Raw genomic sequence first — 22,282 nt, 5'->3', positions numbered from 1 at the left:
CCATGGGGCCCTCGGGACCCCCGGGACCACCGCGGCCGGTGCCGGGGCGCCCGGAGGCCCCGGTGTGGTGGCGTGCGGCGGGGGCGGAGCGGCCGGCCGCCGCGGCGGGCGGACACGCGTCATGACGTACCGGCCGGAGCCCCGCGTTCCCGGCACGGGGGACGGGACCTCCCCGCCCCGCCCGCTGCCGCCGATCGTGCCCGTGGGCGACGGGACGGCGCCGGTGCTGTCCTTCGCCCAGCAGCGCATGTGGTTCGCCGAGCACCTGGCGCCGGACCGGCCCGTCTACAACGTCCCCGTGTCCGTCCGGCTGTCCGGCCCCCTCGACCACGAGGCGCTGCGGCGGGCCGTCACCCGGGTGATGGTGCGCCATGACGTGCTGCGCACCGTGTACCCCCTGTCCGGGGACCGGCCGGTCCCCCGCGTGCGCGAGCTGACGCGGGCGGACCTGCACCTGGTGGACCTGTCGGAGCTGCCCGGCGACGGGGCACGGGAACAGGCGCTGCGCGATCTGGTGGACACCGAGTCGGAGCGGGTCTTCGACCTGGCGCGGGACGTCCCGGCGCGCTGGCTGCTGGTCCGGCTCGGCGACGAGGACCACGCCCTGGTGGCGACGATGCACCACATCGCCGTCGACGGCTGGTCCGTCGACCTGCTGCTGGGCGAGCTGGCCATGTACTACGCCGCTCCCGCCCCGGACCCGGCGGAACCGCCCGCCCCGCCGCTGCGGTACGCCGACTACGCCGCCTGGCAGCACGCCCAGTGGGACGCGGGCGCGTTCGACGGGCAACTGGACTTCTGGCGTGCGCGGCTGGCGGACCTGACGACGCTCGACCTGCCGACGGACCGTCCGCGCGGCGCCGGCGGGCCGCCGCGGTACGGGCGGTTCACCACCGAGCTGGACGCCCCGCTCACCACCGCCCTGCGCAAGCTGGCGGCGGAGCGCGACGTCACCCTGTTCACCGTCGCCCTCGCCGCCTTCCAGCTCACGCTGGGCAAGCTGGCCGGCCAGGACGACGTGGTCGTCGGCACGCCCGTCGCCGGCCGCTCGCGGATCGAGCTGGAAGAGCTGGTGGGCTGCTTCGTCAACACACTCGCCCTCCGCGCCGACCTGTCGGGTGATCCCTCCTTCGCCGAGCTGCTCGGTGCCGTGCGGACCGGGCTGCTGGGCGCGCTCGGCCATCAGGACGTGCCGTTCGAACGCGTGGTGGAGGCGGTGTCGGGCGAGCGGGACCTGACCCGCACCCCGGTCTTCCAGGCCATGTTCACCTTCCAGGACGCGCCCGTGCCCACGCTCGACCTGGGCGGCCTGCGGATCGCCCCGCTGGTCACCGACCGGGGTGTGGCCCCGCTCACCGATCTGGTGTGCACCCTGACCCAGGACGGCGACCGGCTGTCGGCGCGCTTCGAGTTCGACGCGAACCTGTTCGACGAGTCGACCGTGGCCGGCTTCGCCCGGTGCTACCGCCGGGTGCTGGAGCAGGTGAGCGCGGATCCGCTGCGGCCGCTGTCCGGCGTGGACCTGCTGGACGCCGCCGAGCGCCGGCGCGTGCTGAGGGAGTGGAACGACACCGACCGGGCGCTGCCCGCCAGCAGCGTGCACGAGCAGATCGCCGAACGAGCCCGGCGCACGCCCGCGCTCGTCGCCGTCGAGGACGGCACCCGCCGCCTCGACTACGCCGCCCTCGACGCACAGGCCGGGGAGCTCGCCCTGCGTCTCGCCGCGGAGGGGGTCGGTCCGGAGTCCGTCGTGGCCCTGGTCACCGAGCCCACCGCGGAGCTGGTGGTGGCCATGCTGGCCGTGCTCAAGGCGGGCGGTGCGTTCCTGCCCCTGGACCCGGGGTATCCGCCGGCCCGGATGCGCGGTGTCCTCGCCCACGCCCGGGCCCGGCTGGTCCTCGCCGACGCTCCCTCGGCCCGGGCGCTCGACGGCGTGGTGGCCGGAACGTCCCTGCGGATCCTGGGCGCGTGGCCGGACGGCCGGCCCGCCCCGCCCCGGACCCTTCCCCCGGCCGACCCGCAGGGCCTGGCCTGTGTGTTCTACACGTCCGGCAGCACCGGGATCCCCAAAGGAGTCGCCGTCACGCACGGCGCACTGGCCAACTACACTCGCGCCATGGTCGAAGGTTTACGACTGACCGGCGACGACCGCTTCCTGCAACTGGCCTCGATCGGCTTCGACGTCCTGCTGGAAGAGGTGTTCCCGGCGCTGGTCGCGGGAGCGACCGTGGTGATGCCCGGCCGGCCCCTCCTCGCCTCCGGGACGGACCTCACCCGGTTCGTGGAGACCCACCGCATCACCTGCCTGGAACTGACCACGGCCTACTGGCACACCTGGGTGGACGACCTCGCCGCGAGCCGCCGGAGCCTGCCGCCCTCGCTGCGGCTGGTCGCGATGGGCGGCGAGCGGGTGCTCGCGGACCGGCTGGCGGCCTGGCGCGACCTCGGGGTCCCGCTGCTCCACGTCTACGGCCTGACCGAGGTGACCTGCACGTCCACCGTGCACCTCGTGGCGGGCCGGGACCCCGGGGACACCGGGGGCGGCTCCGGTCTGCCGATCGGCAGACCCCTGGACAACACCCGCGTCTACCTCCTCGACCGCCATCTGCGGCCCGTGCCGGCGGGGGTGCCCGGCGAGCTGTACCTCGGCGGGGCGGGGCTCGCCCGCGGCTATCTGCACGACCCGGCGCGCACCGCCGCCCGCTTCGTCCCCGACCCGTTCAGCGCGACTGCGGGAGCGCGCATGTACCGCACCGGTGATCTCGCCCGCCACCGGCCCGACGGCAGCCTCGACTTCGTCGGCCGCGTCGACAACCAGGTGAAACTGCGCGGCTTCCGGATCGAACTCGGCGAGGTGGAGGCCGCGTTGGCCGACCACCCGGCGGTGTCCGCCGCCGTGGCCGTGGTCCGCGAGGACCGGCCGGGCGACAAGCGGCTCGTGGGCTACGCCGCGCGGGCCGCGCACGCCGGCGGTGCTCCGGCCGACCCGGCGGAGCTTCGCGCCTTCGTCCGGGACCGGCTGCCCGCCTACATGGTGCCCTCCGCCGTCGTCGTCCTCGACGAGCTGCCCCTGACCGCCAACGGCAAGGTGGACCGGGCCGCGCTGCCCGCACCGCGCCACGACGCCCCGGCCTCCCCGGCCGAGCCCCCGCGCACCCCGATGGAGGCGCGGATCGCCGCCGTCTGCGCCGAGCTGCTCGACCGGGACGACATCGGCGTGCACGACGACTTCTTCGCCCTCGGCGGCCACTCCCTGCTGGCCACGCAGCTCGTGACACGGATGCGGACGGAGTTCGCGGTGGACGTCTCGCTGCGTGGGTTCTTCGAGGCGCCGACCGTCGCCGAGCTGGCGGAGCAGATCCTCACCCTGCAGGCCGCCGCCCTGGACGCGTCGGAACTCGACTCCCTTCTGGCCGAACTGACCGACGAGTGACCCGCACTGCCCCGACTAGCACCATCCTGGAGAAAAGCATGCTGGTACGCGCCCTTTCCGCGAGCGAAGCGGCACGTGCTCTCGACTGCACCGTGAGCGAACCGATCGACTGGGTCGGCCCCGACCAGCTCGAAGACGGGCTGAAGAGCGGCCACTACCGGCCGGAGTGGACCTGGATCGCGGAGGACGGCGGGAAGCTCCTGGCCCGCGCGGTGTGGTGGGGGCTGCCGGACGGCACCCACCCCCTGGCGCTGGACTGCCTGTACGTGCACGAGTCGGTCGGGGACCGCCAGGCGCTCGCCACCCATCTGATCACCTCGGCACACCAGCGGTTCCGCGCCCATGGCATGCCCCGTCTGCCCGAGTTCCACCTCTTCTCCCGCACCGACGGGCCCCCGGCACGGACGGCGGCCGCGCTCGACTGGCGCATCGGGGCCGCCGCCGCGGCCGGCCTGACGGACGTCCTGCGCAGGCTGCGCTACGAGTGGACGGCCGACGACGAGCCGCCCGCGGCCCCCGAGCGGCTGGTGTTCCGCCCGGAACCCGACGACGAGGTGTTCCTCGCCGCCTTCCAGGAGGTGGCCGAGCAGAGCCTCGACACCACGACCCGGCGCGCGGTCACCCGGCACGGCATCGCGAAGGCGGCCCGGGACGACCTGGCGGGCTACCGGGACATGCCCGGCGACCGAAGCTGGTGGCGGCTGGCCCACACCCCGGACGGAACACTCGCCGGTCTGCTCGTCCCGTCCCGCAACGACCAGAGTTTCGTGGTCGGTTACCTCGGTGTGGTCCCCTCCCTGCGCGGCCGCGGGTACGTGGACGAGCTGCTGGCGCAGACCACCCGCATCCTGCTGGACGCGGGCGCCCGCCGGATCACGGCGGACACCGATCTGGTGAACCGTCCCATGGCGGCCGCGTTCGACCGCGCCGGCTACCGCAACTTCGCCTCCCGGACCGTGCTCGCCGCTCCCGCCGACAGCTGAACGGCCGCCGCACCCGCACCCGGCCGGCCCCACCCTTCTGTGGAGACCTCTGATGCCGATCCCCCATGCCAGTCCTCCCCCCGGGCCCGCGGTGGCCGACCCGGCCGACGACGGTTTCGTCCACCGGTGCGTCCTCACCGACACCGAGGCCAAACAGGCCCTCGACCTGGCGCACCAGTGCGTGCAGGAGTACGGCCGGGTCGACGATCCGCGTTTCCTCGCCGAGATGGGCGTCCTGGCCCACGCCCTGCCCCGGCGGGCCCGGTACGCCCTGCACGCCGCCGGCCGGGACAGCGACCGGGCGGCCACGGTGATCGCCGGCAACCAGGTGGACGCCGAGGCGCTGGGGCCGACCCCGGCCGGCTGGCAGGCGGCGGACACCCCGTCCAGCCGGCCGTACGCGTTCCTGCTCATGCTCTTCAGCGCCCTGCTGGGGGAGACGATCGCCTGGCGGACCCAGCAGGACGGGCGGATGGTCGGCGATGTCGTGCCGACCGAGGGGATGGAGCACAGCCTGATCAGTGCCAGCAGCCACAGCGAGCTGAGCTGGCACACGGAGGACGCCTTCTCCCCGTACCGGGCCGACTGGGTCGGGCTGCTCTGCCTGCGCAACGCCGAGCTGACCCCGACGACACTGGCCGTGCCCGATCTGGGTACGGCGCCCGAGGGGATCGTCGAGGTGCTGCGCCAGCGGCGGTTCCACGTGGTCCCGGACAACGCGCACGTCGACGTTCCCGGGCAGGGCGCGGACCCCGCCGATGTGTCCGACGCGCTCGCCGATGTGACGCGGGCCCGGCGTACTCCGCCGCCGGTCGCCCTGATCAGCGGCCCCCCGGAGGCGTCCGTGGTGCGTGTCGACCGGGACTTCACCTCCGTGGCGCCCGGCGACGAGGAGGCGGCCCGCGCCCTCGCCTGGCTGATCGCGAACCTGGACGCGAACCTGCGCGACCTCCCGCTCGCGCCCGGGGACATCGCGTTCGTCGACAACCGCAACGCCGTCCACGGGCGGCGGCCGTTCCACCCGCGCTACAACGGTACGGACCGCTGGCTCAAGCGCGTCAACGTCGTGCGGGACCTGCGCAGGACCCGCCCCGGGCGGGCCTCGGCCGCGTCCCGGACGATCGGCTGACCCCACGGTCATCCGGCCGCGTATCCCCCCAGGACAGCAGCGTGTGAGCGGACTTCGGAGGTCGCGATGACAGCGGACACGCCCCGGCGGACGGCGCTCGCCCAGCGGCTGGCGGATCTTTCGCCCGCTCAGCGGGCCCAGTTGGAGCGCCGGCTCGCCGAGCGGGAGCGGGCGGGCGCCCGGCGGACCACCCCCCGCATCCCGCCGCGTGCCCCGGGCGCGGGACCGCTGCCGCTGTCCTGGTCGCAGGAACACATGTGGCACCGGCACCGGTCCGATCCCAGCGGCGCCGCGTACCTGGTCCCGCTGAAGGTACGGCTCGACGGCGACCTGCGTCCCGAGGTGCTGCGGGCCGCGTTCCGGGACGTCGTGTCGCGGCACGAGATCCTGCGGACCACGTTCGGCGAGACGGACGGGGTGCCGTACCAGCTCGTCCACGACGACCCCGGTGCGGAGGTGGAGTTCAGCGACCTCAGGGGCGCCGGGGACACCGAGGCCGCGGTCGCCGCCCGCCTCGCCGAGGAGGCCGCACGGCCGTACGACCTGGCCAAGGGGCCGCTGTTCCGGGCCGTCCTGCTGCGGACGGCGGACGACGTGCACGTGCTGAGCCTGGTCCTGCACCACATCCTGACCGACGAGCAGTCCACCGGGCTGCTCCTCGCCCGGTTCGTCGAGGCCTACGAGCGACGCCTGCACGGCCTGCCGGCCGCCGCCCCGCCCCGGCTGCAGTACGCGGACTTCGCGGTGTGGCAGCGGTCCGGGCAGGGCGCCGGCACGGTCGCGGCGGACCTGCACCGCGCCGTGCGCCGGCTGACCGGCATGCCCGCCGAGATCCGGCTGCCGGCCGACCGGCCCAGGCCGCCGCGGCCGACCGGCCGGGGCGGCGCCGTGGGTGCGACCGTCGGCCCGGACCTGTGGCGGCTGCTGCGCGAACTCGCCCGCCAGGAGCAGGCCACCGAGGTGATGGTCCTGCTGGCCGTGTTCCAGATCCTCCTGCGCGACGCCTCCGGGCAGGACGACATCACCGTCTCGATGCCGACGGCCGGCCGCGGCCATCCGGACCTGGAGGACGTGCTCGGCTGCTTCTTCAACACCGTCGCCGTACGCTGCGACCTGTCCGGCACGCCCGCCTTCCGCACCCTGCTCCGCCAGGTCCGCGCCCGGTGCCTGGAGGCGTACGACGACCGGGAGGTGCCCTTCACCGAGGTGGTGGAGGCGGTCACGCAGGGGCGGGCGGAGAACCGGCACCCGCTCCTGCAGACGATGGTGGTCTTCGAACGGGAGGGCGCGGGACGACCCGTGGAGTTCGCCGGACTGCGCCTGACACCCCTGTCCGCGCCGGCGGCCCACCGCGCCGCACGGGCCAAGCGGGACCTCACGGTGCAGGCCGTCGACCAGGGGGACACGGCCCGCCTCACCCTCGTCTACGACGCGGACCTGTTCGACCGCGCGACCGCCGAGGGCATCCTCGACCGCTACACGGCCCTGCTGTCGTCCCTGGTCCGCGACCCGGACGGCCGCCTCACCCGACCGGAGGGCCGGTGAGGGCGAGCCGGTCGACCTTGCCGTTGGCGTTCAGCGGCAGCCGCTCCAGGAACGTGACGTCGGCGGGGACGAGTGACGAGGGGAGCGTGCGGGCGAGGAAGGCGCGCAGTTCGTCGGGCTCCGCCGCCGGGCCCTGACCCGCCGCCACGACGAAGGCCCGCAGCAGCGGGAGGTCGGGCACCGAGCGGTCGGCCACGACCACGGCCGAGGCCACCGCGGGGTGTTCGGCCAACGCCGTCTCGATCTCGCCGAGTTCGATGCGGACCCCCTGGATCTTCACCTGGAAGTCCTTGCGCCCCAGGATCTCCAGGGTCCCGTCGGGCAGGTAGCGGGCCATGTCCCCGGAGGCGTAGACGCGTTCGCCGAGGCCGGGTACCGGGCGGAAGTGCGCGGCGGTGCGTGCCTCGTCCCGCCAGTACCCCTGGGCGAGGCCCACCTCCGAGGCGATGTGGATCTCCCCGGGGACCCAGACGGGGCACGGCCGGAGCCGTTCGTCCAGGACGTGGTAGCGCTGGTTGGCCATGGGCCGGCCGAGCGGGACGCTCGTGGCGGCGGGGTCCACCCGGCCGACGGCGTGGATCACCGACAGCACGCAACTCTCGGCGGGCCCGCCGCCGTTGAACACCCGTATCCGCGGGTTCAGGGCGCGCAGCCGGCCGGGCAGCGTGACGGGCAGGACGTCTCCGGCCTGGACGACCGTGCGCAGCCGTCCGATCCGCTCCCGCTCGCCGCTGCTCTCCAGGTGTGCGGCCAGCATCTCCAGCAGCGCGGACACGGCCAGCACGAACGTCACACCCGCCGCGTCCGCCAGCTTCGCCCAGTGCCCCGGATCGGGGTAGGGCGAGGGATCCGGTACCACGACCGCCCCGCCCGCGGCGGTCACGCCGAAGGTGTCGTACACCGACAGGTCGAACCAGATGCCCGACAGGGCCAGGCACCGGTCGTCGGGGCCCATGCCGACGCGCCGGTTGACGTCGTGCAGGGCGTTGAGCGCGCCGCGGTGGTCGACCATGACGCCCTTGGGCGTGCCCGTGGAACCGGAGGTGAAGATGACGTAGGCGAGGTCGGTCTGCCGCTGCACCGGCTCCAGCGGGCCGTCGTCGACCGTGTCGACGTCGGTGTCGACGCGGAGCCGCCGGACGCCGTCCGGCCAGGTGACCCGCGCGTCGGTCCGGCTGTCGGTCAGCACCAGCCCGGCCTGTGCCCGGTCGAGCAGCCGGCGAAGCCGTTCGGCGGGCACGGCCGGGTCGATCGGTACGTAGGCGGCACCGGAGGCGAGGACGCCGTGCAGGGCGACGATCTGCTCCCAGCCCTTGTCCAGCACCACGGCCACGAGGCGGCCGGGCCGGGCGCCCAGTTCGCGCAGGCGCCGCCCCACCTGGTTCATCCGGCTGTTCAGCTCGCCGTAGCCGAGCGTACGGCCCGTGGTGATCACGGCGGGGGCGTCCGGGCGCAGCCGGGCCTGCTCGACGACGGGGGTGTGCAGCAGACCCTCCGGCAGCGGGGTCCGGGTGGCGTTGACGCGTGCCCGCACGGCGAGTTGTTCCTCGGGTACGAGCCGCAGGTTGTCCGACGTCCATTCCGGGCCGTTCGCGCTCAGCCGCTCCAGCAGCAGCCGGAAGGCGTCCGCCATCGCCTCGGCCATGCCGGCGGGGCAGCGGTCCGCGGGCCACTGCCACACCGCCGCCACGGCACCGCGTTCGTCGCGGGTGACCTCCACGTGCAGCAGGCTCTCCGGCCACGGGGGCGGCGTCACGGCCGGCGCACCCGACTCCCCCGGTCGTGGCCGGTGCAGCGCGGTGGCGAGGACCACGGGGGACGACCGGTCGCCGGGCCCGGCGGAGTCCGCGTCCCCGGGAGCGCCGGTGCTCGGCCGCCCGGCCAGCTCGGCGAAGGGACGCCCGTCGCCGTCCCTCTCCCGCTGTGCGACGCCGCCTTCGCCCACGCGGACGTGGGTGAAGGCGAAGCGCTCCGTGGTGCTCCAGGTGCGGACCACTTCGCCGAAGGCGGCCACGACCGCCTGGCCGGCCGTCACGCCGTACCGCCGGGCGGCCCCGGTCAGACCGTCCCACACGCCCGGGCCCGTCACCCGGGACGCCCGGCCCCACGGGGGCGGCTGTTCCGGCTTCCGGGCGGTGACGGCCGGGAGGGCGGGCGGCGGCGCGGCGAAGTGGCGATCTGGCATGCGGGCCCCTGGTCGTCACGGAGGGTCGGCGGACACGGTCCGATCAGCCGCCATGGTCCGCCGGGACGCGGCGGGCGACGAGTCGGGAGAACGCCGAACGCGGCACCGCTGTCAGGGAGGTTCCCGACTGGGAGAGCGCCGCCGGCCGATCACAATGGTGGAGGAGCCGTCGTATCCCGTGCGGTCGTGTCCCAGCGCAGAGGAACCGGATGCCCCGAGATCTGTACGTCCTGCCTGCCTCGCCCGGCCAGGAGTGGATGTGGCTGATCCATCACATGCTCCGGGACGCCTCGCCGTACGTCATCGCCGGCATGGTCCGCATCCGCGGCCCCGTCGATCCCGGCGCGCTCCGCCGCTGTCTGGACCTCCTGGTCGAGCGGCACGAAGCGTTGCGGACCGTGTTCCGGATGGACCCCTCCGGCGAGCTGAGCCAGGTGATCCAGCAGGCGGAGCCGGTCGACCTCGCCCTGTGCGACCTCGACGGCACGGACACCCCGTACGACCGGGTCCAGAAGGACTTCCGCACGTTCGCCGCCCGCCCGTTCGACCTGTCACGGGGGCCGCTGCTGCGGGCGTCCCTCACCCGGCTGGGCCCGGAGGACCACGTACTCGGTCTGGCCGTCCACCACATCGTCAGCGACGGCTGGTCGATGCGCCTGATGACCTCCGAACTCGCCGAGGCCTACCCCCGGCTGGCCGCCGGCCACGCCCCCGGTCTGCCCGAACCACCGCTGCAGTACGCGGACTTCGCCGTCTGGCACCGGGAGTGGCTGACCTCGGCAGCGGCCCGCGAACACCTCACCTACTGGTGCCGGCAACTGGACGGCGCGTCCCCGCTCCGGCTGCCCGCCGATCCCGCCCCGCCCGTGGCCGGACCCACGCCGACGGCACCCGTACGGCTCGGTCCGGCCACCACCGTCGCGCTCACCGAGACCGCCCGCCGGCACGGCGCGAGCCTGTTCATGCTGCTGCTCACCGCGTACGCCGCCACCCTGGCCCGCTTCAGCGGTCAGCAGGACTTCGTCCTCACCGTTCCGGTGGCCGGCCGCTCCCGCGAGGAACTCAGCAGGACCGTCGGCCTGTTCGTGAACACGCTGCCCATCCGCGTGGACGCGTCCGGCAATCCCACTCTGCTCGAACTGCTCCGCCGTGTCCGGCTGACCTGCCTGGAGGCCTACGACCACCAGGAGTTGCCCTACGAGCGCATGGTGCGCGAGGCCGCCTGGCGGCGGGACCGGGACGACGCGCGCCTCGGGCCTGCCATGTTCGCCCTGCGTGTGCCGCTGCTCGCCCCGCGGCGGCTGGCCGGGGACACCACCGTCGAGGTACTCGAACCGCCCCCGGCGCCCGGCGAGATGGACCTGCTGACCGAACTCACCGAGACACCCGGTCAGGGCCTGCACGGATACCTCGCCGGACAGGCCGGCACCTTCCGCCCGGACACCGTGCGGCTCCTCGCCGACGCCCTCACCAAAGTCCTGACCATCGCCGCCACCGGCGGCGGAGTACCGCTCGACGAGCTGCCCGTCACCGCCGGGGCAGCCCGGCGGCGGAGCGTTCGAGGAGGGACACCATGACGGCCGACGCCGACGCCCCCGAGACCGGCCCCCCGCCCCGAGCACCTCGGGGTCCCGAAGAGGAGAAGATCGCCGACGTCTGGTCGGCCTTCCTGCGACGACCCGACCCGCCGGCCAACGTCAGCTTCTTCACCCTGGGCGGCTACTCCCTCGGCCTCATGCGCCTCGGCCTGCGGCTCCAGCAGGAGTTCGGCATCGTGATCCCCGTGCCCGACCTGTTCGAGAACACCACGATCGAGGCCCAGGCGGTCCTGGTCAGGAAGCTCCTGGACCAGCAGCCCGGCGTCTAGGGCCTGTCGTTCGGGCGGTCCGGCGGGCGGGCGATCCGGGTCAGGTCGGTCATGAGGGAGTTCAGCCAGGCCTCGGTGGCGTAGTAGCGCCGCGGGGCGCCGGGCGGCTCGTCGGTGAAACCGGCGAGGACCGGGTCGATCAGCACTGTCGTCGTGGCCGGGGTGTCGTCTCCCGGGTCCAGTGCCGCCGAGACCAGCAGCATCCGCCCCGCCACCCGCTCCCCCAGCACGCCTGCCGACTCGGCGGCCGGCGCACCGAGCGGGGTGCCCGGCGGCTCCAGCAGCCGGGTGGACCCCCACAGGGTGTGATGCCCGGCGATCAGAGTGGCCTGCCAGTCCACCGCGGGTGGCTGCGGGCCGCGCCCCCGGCCGCCGAAGGGCGTCGGTTCGCTCTGCAGCTGGGCGTAGGCCGACTCGGCGAGGACGACGGCCCGTTCCAGCGAGCGGTGCCGCGGCACGCCCGACGGCACGGACGCCGCCGCACCGCCCGCCACCGAGGCGCTGGTCGCCACCACGATCTCCGCGGCCCTGCGCAGAAGGTCCGCCGCCGCGTGGCGCAGCTCGTCATGGGCGCCCCGGGGCCAGGCCAGCACTCCGAAGACGGCGCCGATCACGCTGCCGACCAGCACGTCCAGCATCCTGACCTCCGCCAGCCGCCACGTCGGCTGCGCCAGCTGGGCGAAGACGAACGCGACGAGCACGGTGAACAGCCCCTGCGCCCACCCGACGCCCCGGACCGGGCCCACCGTGAAGGCGCCCAGCATCCACACCGGCAGCAGCACGGCGTACACGGTGGTGTCGGCCCCGACCAGGATCAGGACGCCGGCGCTGAACAGGGCCCCGGCCAGGGTGCCCGCGAGCGCCAGCCGGATGGTGCTCCAGGTCTCGCCCAGGGTGGTCCGGGTCAGGGTGAGCGTCGCCAGCATCGCCCAGAAGCCGTGCGGCAGCGTGTCCACCCCGGCCACCAGCCGGACGGCCGTCAGGGCCAGGGCCATGCGCACCGCGTTCTGGAAGAACACCGACCGGCGTCCGGCGTGGCCGCGCGCCCGGTGCCACCACAGCAGCGGCGTCCGGATCGTGGCGTACCAGAAGCGGCCGGGCGGCAGCTCCACCGTGGCGTGGCGGCCCCGCACCGCCAGATCGGCCGCCGCACCCATCGCCAGCGCCGCGTCGGCGGCCTCCAGCACGGCGGCGTGGCAGCGCAGCACGGCGGGCGCAAGACGGCCCCCGGCGGACGGCGGCCCGGCGGAGACGGCGGACAGGCGGGCGCGGGCCTCGACCAGCTCCTGCTGCCCGGCCGCGGGGGACGCGTCCGCCCGCAGACAGGCCGCGGTCGCCCCGGCCAGCCGGGCCACGCTCCGCAGGACGGCGGTCACGTCGGGTGCCGTGTCGTTCCCGCGTACGGCGGGCAGCTGCACCAGCCTGCCGATCAGGGTGCGGACGGCCAGGCCGGTGTGGGTGAGGGCGCGGTCCCGCACCCCGGGCCCCGCCGGCCGCTCCGCCTCCGGCACGTTGAGCGGCCGTAGCCCCTGGCTCGCCTCCTGCGCCTCCCGGAGGTCCGCGTCGGTCAGGGCGGCGGGGGCGGTCGCGAGCCGCGCCGCCCACCGCTCGGCGACCAGTGCGGCACGGGCGGCCCGCTCGCGGTAGGGCACGGGAGCCGGCTCACGGAAGAGCAGCGCCTCGGCGACGACGAACAGGACCACGCCCGTGGTCGTTCCGATCAGCCGGTCGGCGAGCGAGGCCGGATCGTACGGCGGGAAGGACGGCAGGATGTAGAGGAGTTGCAGGCCCGGTGCCGCCCCCGCCCAGCGCGGTCCGCCGACGGCGGAGAAGGCCAGCGCGAAGCCGATCACCAGCATCCCGGCGACCGCGCTCCACGTCCGCACCGACAGACAGGTGCCGACGGCCACCAGCGCCCAGCACACCGGCAGCAGGCGCGCCATGAACGCCGCGCGCTGCCGGCCGGTGCCGGGGATCCTGGACAGTCCGCCCAGGGCCACCACGGTGAACAGCGCGTAGGTGGCCGCCACCGGGCGGCCCAGGCCGTAGCGGAAAGCGTAGAAGCCGGCCGCCGCGACCAGGGTCACGCGCAGCGCACGGCGGCCGGAGGCGGCGTAGGCCGCCGGCAGCCGGGCACCTCGCAGACCCCACACGTCTACAGAATCGCCCACACCGGCAGGTCCGGCACCTCGCCGGAAAAAGCAAAGGCAAGGAGTCACCCACTCCTCGCCACTCTCAACTTATAGCGCACCGGGGGGCTTGCGGCAAGGCCCCCGTCGTGCCGCAGAATTGCCGGCCGAGGCCAGGAAGCTGCCGGAAACGGGGTATTCACCACATGCACACCCATCTGTCCACGAACGCTCCGCGCGGAGACGCCGAAGCGTCCGACCGCCTGGGCGGAGAGCCGAGCCGCCCCTTGACCACCGGCCTGAGCACCAGCGCTTTCGCCCTTCCCGAGCGGCTCGCCGCGAAGGCCGACCCGACGCTGATCGCCGACGACGAGAGGCACTTCGCGGCCATCGCGCAGTGCCTCGAGGAGTCCATCGCCGAGCTGACCGAGCGGCTCGACGCCGAGCGCAGGGCGCCCGGCGGCATGGGCCGGCAGGCGATGGACCGGGACGCGGAGATCCACCGGCTGACCGGCCGCCTGCGCACACTGCGCCGCTTCGGCCTGGACCTGTGCCTCGGCCGCATGGTCGGCGCGGACGGCCCCGAGCCCGTGTACGTCGGACGGCTCGGCCTCACGGACAGCGCGGGCCGCCGGCTGCTGGTGGACTGGCGCACGCCCGCCGCCGAGCCGTTCTTCGGGGCCACCCACGCCAACCCGATGGGCCTGGTCAGCCGCCGCAGGTACCGCTGGAGCGACGGCCGGATCAGCGACTACTGGGACGAGGTCTTCACCTCCGACGGGCTGGTCGGCCATGCCGCGCTGGACGACCAGTCCGCCTTCATCGCCAGCCTGGGCGGCAACCGCTCACCGCGGATGCGGGACGTGCTCGGCACCATCCAGGCCGACCAGGACGCCATCATCCGGGCGGGGTCCCGCGGCGCCCTCGTCGTCGACGGCGGCCCGGGTACGGGGAAGACGGTCGTCGCCCTGCACCGCTCCGCCTACCTCCTGCACGCCGACCCCCGGCTCGGTCACCGCCGGGGCGGTGTCCTGTTCGTCGGCCCGCACCGGCCGTACCTGGCCTACGTCTCCGACGTCCTGCCCAGCCTCGGGGAGGAGGGCGTGCAGACCTGCACCCTGCGGGACCTCGTCACCGAGGGCGCCGACGCGGCCGTCGAGACCGATCCGGAGGTGGCCCGCCTGAAGTCGTCCGCGGACATGGTCAAGGCGGTCGAGAAGGCCGTCAGGTTCTACGAGGAGCCGCCCACCGAGGGGATGACGGTCACCACCCACTGGTCCGACATCCCGCTCGGCCCCGACGACTGGGCCGTGGCCTTCGAAGCGGCCGAACCCGGCACCCCGCACAACGAGGCGCGCCACCAGGTCTGGGAGGAGCTGCTCACCCTCCTGGTGGACAAGCACGACGGCGACGCCCCGCCCGAGCTGCTGCGCAGGTCGCTGCGGCAGAACAGGGAACTCGTCACGGCGTTCCACCGGGCGTGGCCGCTGCTGGAGGCGGCCGACCTGGTCGGCGACCTGTGGACGGTACCCGCCTACCTGCTGATGTGCGCTCCCTGGCTGAGCCGCGACGAGGTCCGGCTGCTCCAGCGCGCGGACGCCCAGGCCTGGACGGTGTCCGACCTGCCGATCCTGGACGCGGCGCGCCAGCGGCTCGGCGACCCGGAGACGGCCCGGCGCAAGCGCCGGCACCAGGCCGTGCTGGCCGCCCAGCGCGAGCGGATGGCACAGGTCGTCGACAACCTGGTCGCGGCCGTGGCCGACTCCGGGGCCGACGGGGACGACGGCGAGGGCCTGGTGAGGATGCTGCGCGGCGAGGACGCCAAGGTCAGCCTGGTCGACGAGAGCGAGCTGGCCACCGTGGACCCGGACCTGCTCGCCGGTCCCTTCGCGCACGTCGTCGTGGACGAGGCGCAGGAACTGACCGACGCCGAGTGGCAGATGCTGCTGCTGCGGTGCCCGTCCCGCAGCTTCACCATCGTCGGGGACCGCGCCCAGGCCAGGCACGGCTTCACCGAGTCGTGGCGGGAGCGGCTGGAACGGGTCGGGTTCGACCGGATCGCCATGGCCTCCCTGAGCGTCAACTACCGGACGCCGGAGGAGATCATGACGGAGGCCGAGCCGGTCATCCGGGCGGTGCTCCCGGACGCCAACGTGCCGACCTCCATCCGCAGCACCGGCATCCCCGTCGTCCACGGCCCGGTGTCCGACCTGCGCCCGGTCCTCGACACCTGGCTCGCCGAGCACACCGACGGGATCGCCTGCGTGATCGGCGATCCCGCGTTCCGGTCGACCTCCCGCGTCCGCTCCCTGTCCCCCGAGCTGGCGAAGGGCCTCGAATTCGACCTGGTCGTCCTCGTCGACCCGGAGGAGTTCGGGGACGGCGTCGAGGGCGCGGTGGACCGCTACGTCGCGATGACCCGGGCCACCCGGCAGCTCGTGGTCCTCACGAGCGCCTGAGACCGGCTCGGGTGGTGCAGGTCGGTACGCCGTCCAGCCAGGCCGGGCCCTGGATGTAGATGTTGGTGACCCAGGCGTGGTAGTCGGGGAGGTAGGACCAGGCGTCGTTGGTGTAGCCCTCGGCGGTGACGGGTTCGGCGTGCTTCTGGCAGGCGACCCGGATCGTCGTGGGGCCGGGGAAGGCGTAGACGCGGGCGGCCCTGGTCGAGGGCTGGGCCTTGGTCCAGACGCCGGTGCCCCAGGTGCGGAGGACGGGGCCCGCGACGATGCCGGTGTCGACACGGACGGCACCGAAGTAGTCGCCGCCGAGGCGGACGTCACTGACCATCAGCTTGGTCCCGGACTGCCGGGCCTCCACCATCTTGCCGGCGCCCAGGTAGAGGGCGATGTGGTGCAGGTCGGCCGAGGTGCCGTAGGCGAGCAGGTCGCCGGGGAGGAGCGGGGTGAGGCCGTCGCCCGCGGTGAAGCGGGCGGCGGTGCGGTGGGTGTAGTACTGGGCGCTCGCGTCGCCGTCGAGCAGGTCCGCGCCGGTGGCCTGGGCGTAGGCGTAGCGGACCAGGCCCGAGCAGTCGAAGCCGACGCGTTCGGGGTCGTGTTCGCTGGCCGGGTCGGTCGGGTCCACCTGGCCGTGGGTGGGCCCGGGCTGCGCGCCGTGGCCCCCGCCCCAGGTGTACCAGACGCCCGCCGCCACCTGGGCGCAGGCGGCGTCGACGGCCCGTTCGGCCGCGGCGGTCGCGCCCGGGGCGAGGGCGCGGCAGCCGCTGTCCGCGGCACGCGCCGGCCCGGGGTGCCGGTCGGCGGCGGTCGCCGAGGAGGTGAGGAGGAGAGTTGTCAGCAGGGCGATGAGTGTGCCGATGGCGCCGGTTCGCCGCAGCATGCCGGTACCCCCGTTTCGTGTTCTGGTCGTGAGCGGGTGTGCGGCCCCCAGCGTTCCGGGGGTGCGGTGGGCCGGTCGAGGAGCCCGCGCGGGCCTCCTGCGACGGGCAACGGGAAACGCTGGGGAAACCCCGTCCGAGCAGGGCGGTTGCTCAGGGCCGCGGGCAGGCGGAGGCGCCGGGGGCGGGCTCGCCGGGGAGCAGGGCGCGGCGCGTCGCCGGGTCCGTCTCCCGGTCCAGGCGGCAGATCTCCGCCAGCCGTGTCCCGGTGTCCAGGTTCCACAGCCGTACCGTGCCGTCGGTGCCGCTGCTGGCCACCGTCCGCCCGTCGGGTGCGAAGGCCACGCCCCACACGGCGTCGGTGTGCCCGGAGAGCGTGGCCCACAGCCGCCGTCCGGGCACGTCCCACAGCCGTACCGTACGGTCGTTGCCGCTGCTGGCGAGGAGCCGGCCGTCGGGTGAGAAGGCCAGGCCGCGTACCGAACCGGTGTGGCCCGTCAGCGAGCCGAGGAGCCGGTGCCGGGCCACGTCCCACAGCCGTACGGTGCCGTCGTTTCCCGAACTGGCAAGGGTGCGGCCGTCGGGGCCGAAGGCGACACCGCGGACGGCGCCGGTGTGGCCGGTCAGCGTGACCGGCCGCCGGCGGGTGCGCAGGTCCCACAGCCGTACCGTCAGGTCGTCGCCGGCGGAGGCCAGGGTCTGCCCGTCGGGGCTGAAGGCGACGCCGTTGACGTAGTCGGTGTGGCCGGTGAGGACGGCGAGCGGGCGGTGGCCGGGGACGTCCCAGAGGCGTACGGTGCGGTCGGCGCCGGCGGAGGCGAGCGTGCGGCCGTCCGGCGCGAACGCCACCGCGAAGACGGCCCCCTGATGGCCGTGCAGCACGGCGCGGGGGCGGCGGGCCGCCGGGTCCCACAGCATCACCGTGCCGTCGGAGCCGGCCGCGGCCAGGGTGCGGCCGTCGGGGGCGAACGCCACGGTGGTGACGCTGCCGCTGCCGCCCGTCAGGGTCGTGGGCGTCCCGCGCCGCCGGGCCGGGTCCGGGTCCCACAGCCGTACGGTGTGGTCGGCGTCCGCGGTGGCCAGCAGCCGCCCGTCCGGGCGGTAGGCGACGGCGGAGACCGGGGTGAACGGGCGGGCGGCCAGGGTCCGGCCGCGCAGGTCCCACAGGACCACGGACTGGTCGAAGCCGCCGGTGGCGAGCAGTGTGCCGGTGGTGTCGACCGCCACGGACATCACGTAGTCGGTGTGTCCGGTGAGGGTGGTGACGAGTCGTCCGCCGCGGACGTCCCACAGTCTGGTCGTGCCGTCCCCGCCGGCGCTGACGACGGTGGTGCCGTCGGGGGTGTAGGCGACGGCGTTGACGTCGTCGCTGTGCCCGGTGAGCGTCGCCGTCACGCGGCGGGCGTCGACGTCCCACAGCCGGACCGTCCGGTCCACTCCCCCGCTGGCCAGGCCGCGGCCGTCGGGGGCGAAGGCCAGGCCGAGCACGCCGTCGGTGTGGCCGCGCAGGACGGCCCGTGACCGGGCCCGGCCGGCGTCCCACAGCCGTACGGTCCGGTCCGTGCCGGCCGAGGCGAGCGTGCGGCCGTCCGGGGCGAAGGCGAGCGCGTCGACCTCGCCGGAGTGGCCGGTGAGGCGGGCCGTCCGCCGGGGGGTGCCGGCCGTGTCCCAGAGCTGGACGGTTCCGTCGGCGGCGGCGACGGCGAGGGTGCGGCCGCGCGGGGCGAAGGCGACCGCGCGGGCCGCCCGGGTGCCGGGCAGCACGACGGCGCGAGTCGAGCGGCCCGGGGACCACAGCCGTACCGGCCCGTCGGTCGCCGTGACCGCGAGGGTACGGCCGTCCGGGCCGAAGGCGAGCGAGCGGATCCGGCCGGGGACGGTGAGGGTCGCGCTCGTCCGGTGGTCGGTCAGGCGCCACAGCCGGACCGTGCCGTCCGAGCTGCCGGTGGCCAGCAGCCGGCCGCCCGGCGCGAAGGCCACCGCGTTGACCGGTCCGCGGTGGCCGCCGAGCCGGGCCGTGAAGGGCTCGGCCTGGGTGCTCAGCAGGGCTCCGCGGGTCGTGGCGGTGGGTTCGGTGCGGTAGGCCTCGGCGGCGAGCAGCATGGACGCCTCGGGGCGGCCGCCGGCCAGCAGGGTGGACCGGACGGCGAGGGCCTGGGAGCGGGCGAGGCGTTCCTGGGCGAGCGCGTCGGTGCGTTGCCGGTAGGCGATGCCGCCGGCGGCCAGGGCGCAGCCGAGCAGCACGACGAGGGTGGCCACCAGGGCCTGCCGCAGCCGGGTCTGACGCCGTGTCCGGCGCTGCCCGGCCTGCTCCTCCGCCCGGCTGGCGTGCAGGAACGCCTCCTCGACGGGGCCCAGCGGGCCGAGGCCGTCGGTCTCCGCCGCCCAGGCGCGTACGGTGTCCAGGCGTGTGCCGCGGTAGAGCGCCGACGGGTCGCGGCCCTCGCGTTCCCATGCGGCCGCCGCGTGGGCGAGTCGCTGGCGGACGAGCAGGCCGGCCCGGTCGGCGCCGATCCACTCCCGCAGCCGCGGCCAGCTGTGCAGCAGGGCCTCGTGCGTGATCTCCACGCTGTCGCTGTCGACGGTGAGGAGCCGGGCGCGGACGAACACGTCGAGCGCGGTGTCGGCGCCCTCGGCGTCGGCCAGCTGGGTCATCAGGGCGGTACGGCCGACCCGGCGCCGGGTGGCGCCGGCCCCGTCGGAGACGTGCACCAGCCGGGACAGGATGCGCCGGATGGTCTGCTGTTCGGCGGGGTACAGCCGGGCGAACGCGTCCTCGGCGGTGCGTGCCACGGCTCCCTGGATGCCGCCGGTGCTCTCGTACCCGGCGACGGTGAGCGTGCCCGCCTCGCGGTGGCGCCAGGTGGCCAGCAGGGCGTGGGAGACCAGGGGCAGCGCACCCGAGGGGACGCCGTGGGCGCCGGGTTCGCCGGTCAGTCCGGCGTCCCGCAGCAGCAGCGGGACCAGGCCGGGTTCGAGGGTGACGCCGGCGAGTTCGGCGGGGCGGGTGATGGACTCGACCAGCTCCGCGGTGGTCATCGGGGGCAGGACGTAGAGGCCGTCGGTGAAGACGGGGGCGAGTTCGGGCAGGTCGAGACATCGGCCGGAGAAGTCGGCGCGTACGCCGAGGACGACCACCGCGGGGTCGTGGCCGGGTGACGGCGGCGGTGCGGCCAGCGTGCACAACACGCGGGCGAAGGTGCGTCGTTCGGTGTCGTCGGCGCAGAGGGTGAACAGTTCCTCGAACTGGTCGACGAGCAGGACGAGCCGGGGCGGTGGTGGTGGCCGGCGCCCGGCGGGGGTGGCGTCCGCGCGGGTCCGGACGGCGGCCAGGAGGGCCTCGGGCCGCTCGCCCAGCCGGGCCGCGGTGAGGTCCAGGTCGCCGCCGAGCACCTTGGCGGTGCGTTCCAGCAGCTCGTCCACCGGGTGCGCGGTGGGCGTGAGGGTGACGACGGGCCAGCGGTCGGCACCGGCCATCGGGAAGCCGCCGGGCCGCCGCAGGGAGGGCACCAGACCGGCGTTGAGCAGCGAGGACTTGCCCGCACCCGAGGGGGCGACGAGCAGCAGCGGTCCCTTGCCGACTCGGTCGAACACCCGCTCCACGAGGGCGGCCGTGGCCCGCTCCCGGCCGAAGAAACGGCCGGCGTCCTGCGGGGTGAACGCCGACAGGCCCGGGTAGGGGCAGGCGGGGCCGGTGACATCGTTGCCGTCGGCCGGTTCCGCCCTGCGCGGCGGTACGACCAGGCGCAGCAACGCTCCGTCGGCGCGCAGGATCTGGTCGCAGCGGCGGGCCACGTCGACGGTCGCGCGTTTCGCGCCGGTCTCGATCTTGCTGAGATACCCCTTGCTGTAGTGGGTCTGTCTGGCCAGGTCGGCCAGGGACAGACCGCGCTGCTGCCTCAGTCGTCGTAGCTGTGCGGGGAAGGACGGTGTGGTCGGCACCGTCCGGTCCCCGTCGTTCTCGTTCCGGTTGCCGGTGTCGGCTCCGTGTTGCGGCTCCCCCAAGGCGTCCCCCATGGCAAGCGTGCCCAGGCCGTGAGACGGCGGGAGCCCAGGCTACTGCCGGGGTGTGACAGGTGGCCCAGCCATGTGTGTGCAGTGGCCGAAAAACGCTTCCGGAACCGCGGTCGCGGTTCCGGAAGCCTCCCCCGTGCCGACCCCTCGGCCGGCCGTCGGTGGGGTGCGGCGGGCCGAGGGTCGTGGACCCGCGGGCCGTCCCGCCTACGGCCGGTTCAGGGTGATGGAGTTGATCGGCGTGAGGTCGGCGTACACGCCCGTCCCCTCGGCGATGGGCGTGCCGCAGCCGACGCCGTTGTAGCCCGTGCACAGGCTCGCCGTCGCGCCGCCGTACTGGTTGTTGAGGACCCAGTGCCGGCCGACCTGGTTGCTGAGGTTGTGCGGCCCGTAGCTGTAGAAGACCAGGCTCGGCGACTGGGCCGGGTTCTGGTTCTGCGGGTACACGCACACCGCCCCGTCGGGGCAGCCGGCCCACGGGTCGGCCGCCGGCTTGGCGTGGGCCGCGCCGCTCATCGTCAGTACCGCCGCCGCGGCGGTCGCGAACGCGGCGCCGGCACGCATCGTCTTGCGCATGGTTCCCCCTTGCGGTTCTCCTGCTCCGTGGCAGGTCGTACCTGGTGTTGACGACCATCACGGTGGCGCCGCGGCCGGCCGGAGTCGACGGGTTTCCCGTCGCCCGTCGACTCCGCGCCCGGGAAACCGCGCCTGACCAGCGGGAGCGGGAGAGGCGGGCAACCATCCGAGCCCTGCGGTGGGCCGTGCTCGGCTGAAGGGGTGTCAGACCGCCGGTTTCACCGCCTCCACGAGCAGGTGGTAGCCGAAGTGGTTGAAGGGCGGGATCTCGCCGAGGAACCGCTCGATCCGGTCGACGAAGGAGCGTACGGAGGCGTCCTGCAGGACCTCGTCCGCCAGCCAGGCCGCGAGGGGCGAGTTGCCGCGGATCCGGGTGACCGTCATCCCGGCCCCGGCGAACAGCGCCGTGAGGTCCTGCGGGCTGAAGCTGTACCAGGGCGCGTGGTAGTCCTCGCCGCTGCGGGTCCGGGTGAACATCAGCTGCTTGCCGGCGACGTCCGTGACGTCGACCGAGGCGAACCGGTCACCGGTGAACATCTCCTCGAACAGGGCGTTCTTCACCCCGAGCAGCATCCGGCCGCCGGGCCGCAGCACGCGGCGCACCTCGGCGAAGACCGCGGGCCGGTCCTCCAGGGGCAGGTGCATCAGGGCGAGCATGCTGGTGACGGTGTCGAAGGAGCCGTCCGGGAACGGCATGTGCGCCATGTCGCCCTCGCGCAGGTCCGCGGTCAGGCCCCGGTCGCGGAGCTTGCCCGCCGCCACCTCCAGCATCGCTCCCGACAGGTCGAGTCCGCTGACCTGGGCGCCCAGTTCGGCCATGGGCACGGTGAAGCGGCCGGTGCCGCAGCCGATGTCCAGGACCCGTTCGCCGGTTCGGATCTTCTCCAGCAGGAAGCGGTGCTCGGTCGTGGTGAACAGCTCGTCGCACGGGCCGAGTCCGGGGATGCGCTCGTCGTACTCCTCGGCGACTTGCCGGTAGACGGACCTGACCTGGTCCTTCTGCTGCTCGGCCGCGTCGGCGAGGGTGCGGGTGCGATGGTCGTACGTCGTCATGTGTTCCTCCTGGGAACGGGAGAGCGGGAAGGAC

At 74.7% G+C, this 22,282-nt stretch carries 13 protein-coding genes; 7 read left to right on the top strand and 6 right to left on the bottom strand.

Going from position 1 to position 22,282, the window contains the following annotated elements; genetic code table 11:
* Window positions 1–121: 121 nt before the first annotated feature.
* The 4 genes from ABZ923_RS23810 to ABZ923_RS23795 all read left to right on the top strand — a co-directional run bounded on the left by ABZ923_RS23810 (window position 122) and on the right by ABZ923_RS23795 (window position 7,090).
* Window positions 122–3,433: an amino acid adenylation domain-containing protein gene (locus ABZ923_RS23810; RefSeq protein ID WP_361475140.1), complete on the top strand. Its 3,312-nt coding sequence runs from the start codon at window positions 122–124 to the stop codon at window positions 3,431–3,433.
* A 92-nt stretch (window positions 3,434–3,525) separates the two neighbouring features.
* Window positions 3,526–4,416 carry a GNAT family N-acetyltransferase gene (locus ABZ923_RS23805; protein ID WP_361475138.1) on the top strand — a complete coding sequence of 297 codons (891 nt, stop codon included), beginning with the start codon at window positions 3,526–3,528 and terminating at the stop codon, window positions 4,414–4,416.
* Between the two features lie 52 nt (window positions 4,417–4,468).
* Window positions 4,469–5,545: a guanitoxin biosynthesis L-enduracididine beta-hydroxylase GntD gene (gntD, locus tag ABZ923_RS23800; RefSeq protein ID WP_361475136.1), complete on the top strand. Its 1,077-nt coding sequence runs from the start codon at window positions 4,469–4,471 to the stop codon at window positions 5,543–5,545.
* Between the two features lie 66 nt (window positions 5,546–5,611).
* Window positions 5,612–7,090, top strand: a complete 1,479-nt coding sequence (locus ABZ923_RS23795; protein WP_361475134.1) for a condensation domain-containing protein — start codon at window positions 5,612–5,614, stop codon at window positions 7,088–7,090.
* On the opposite strand, the gene ABZ923_RS23790 is transcribed toward ABZ923_RS23795, so the two are convergent.
* Window positions 7,068–9,275 carry an amino acid adenylation domain-containing protein gene (locus ABZ923_RS23790; RefSeq protein WP_361475132.1) on the bottom strand — a complete coding sequence of 736 codons (2,208 nt, stop codon included), beginning with the start codon at window positions 9,273–9,275 and terminating at the stop codon, window positions 7,068–7,070. The two genes, ABZ923_RS23795 and ABZ923_RS23790, sit on opposite strands and share 23 nt — an antisense overlap.
* A 209-nt stretch (window positions 9,276–9,484) precedes the next feature.
* Here ABZ923_RS23790 and ABZ923_RS23785 point away from each other — a divergent pair, with 209 nt between their 5' ends.
* Both ABZ923_RS23785 and ABZ923_RS23780 read left to right on the top strand, forming a co-directional pair.
* Window positions 9,485–10,852, top strand: coding sequence for a condensation domain-containing protein (locus tag ABZ923_RS23785; protein WP_361475130.1), 1,368 nt, complete (start codon window positions 9,485–9,487; stop codon window positions 10,850–10,852).
* Entirely contained in the window at window positions 10,849–11,142 is a 294-nt protein-coding gene (locus ABZ923_RS23780) for a phosphopantetheine-binding protein (protein WP_361475128.1), read from the top strand. The genes ABZ923_RS23785 and ABZ923_RS23780 overlap by 4 nt, the downstream gene beginning before the upstream one ends.
* On the opposite strand, the gene ABZ923_RS23775 is transcribed toward ABZ923_RS23780, so the two are convergent.
* A complete protein-coding gene (locus ABZ923_RS23775; protein ID WP_361475126.1) occupies window positions 11,139–13,313 on the bottom strand; it encodes an FUSC family protein in 2,175 nt (724 codons plus the stop codon). The genes ABZ923_RS23780 and ABZ923_RS23775 overlap by 4 nt on opposite strands.
* 164 nt (window positions 13,314–13,477) lie before the next feature.
* Here ABZ923_RS23775 and helR point away from each other — a divergent pair, with 164 nt between their 5' ends.
* Window positions 13,478–15,730 carry an RNA polymerase recycling motor ATPase HelR gene (helR, locus tag ABZ923_RS23770; protein ID WP_361475124.1) on the top strand — a complete coding sequence of 751 codons (2,253 nt, stop codon included), beginning with the start codon at window positions 13,478–13,480 and terminating at the stop codon, window positions 15,728–15,730.
* On the opposite strand, the gene ABZ923_RS23765 is transcribed toward helR, so the two are convergent.
* The 4 genes from ABZ923_RS23765 to ABZ923_RS23750 all read right to left on the bottom strand — a co-directional run bounded on the left by ABZ923_RS23765 (window position 15,717) and on the right by ABZ923_RS23750 (window position 22,248).
* On the bottom strand, window positions 15,717–16,607 hold the full coding sequence (locus ABZ923_RS23765) for an NlpC/P60 family protein (RefSeq protein WP_361475122.1): 891 nt from the start codon (window positions 16,605–16,607) through the stop codon (window positions 15,717–15,719). The genes helR and ABZ923_RS23765 overlap by 14 nt on opposite strands.
* Window positions 16,608–16,758: 151 nt before the next feature.
* Window positions 16,759–20,610, bottom strand: a complete 3,852-nt coding sequence (locus ABZ923_RS23760) for a helix-turn-helix domain-containing protein (protein ID WP_361475120.1) — start codon at window positions 20,608–20,610, stop codon at window positions 16,759–16,761.
* A gap of 216 nt (window positions 20,611–20,826) precedes the next feature.
* Entirely contained in the window at window positions 20,827–21,195 is a 369-nt protein-coding gene (locus ABZ923_RS23755; protein ID WP_361475118.1) for a hypothetical protein, read from the bottom strand.
* A 204-nt stretch (window positions 21,196–21,399) separates the two neighbouring features.
* On the bottom strand, window positions 21,400–22,248 hold the full coding sequence (locus ABZ923_RS23750; protein WP_361475116.1) for a class I SAM-dependent methyltransferase: 849 nt from the start codon (window positions 22,246–22,248) through the stop codon (window positions 21,400–21,402).
* Window positions 22,249–22,282 lie beyond the last annotated feature (34 nt).

Source organism: Streptomyces sp. NPDC046881 (assembly GCF_040645015.1).
Taxonomy (GTDB): Bacteria; Actinomycetota; Actinomycetes; order Streptomycetales; family Streptomycetaceae; genus Streptomyces.
Note: the sequence above shows the minus strand (reverse complement) of the source record. Positions and strands in the feature narration are given on the sequence as shown.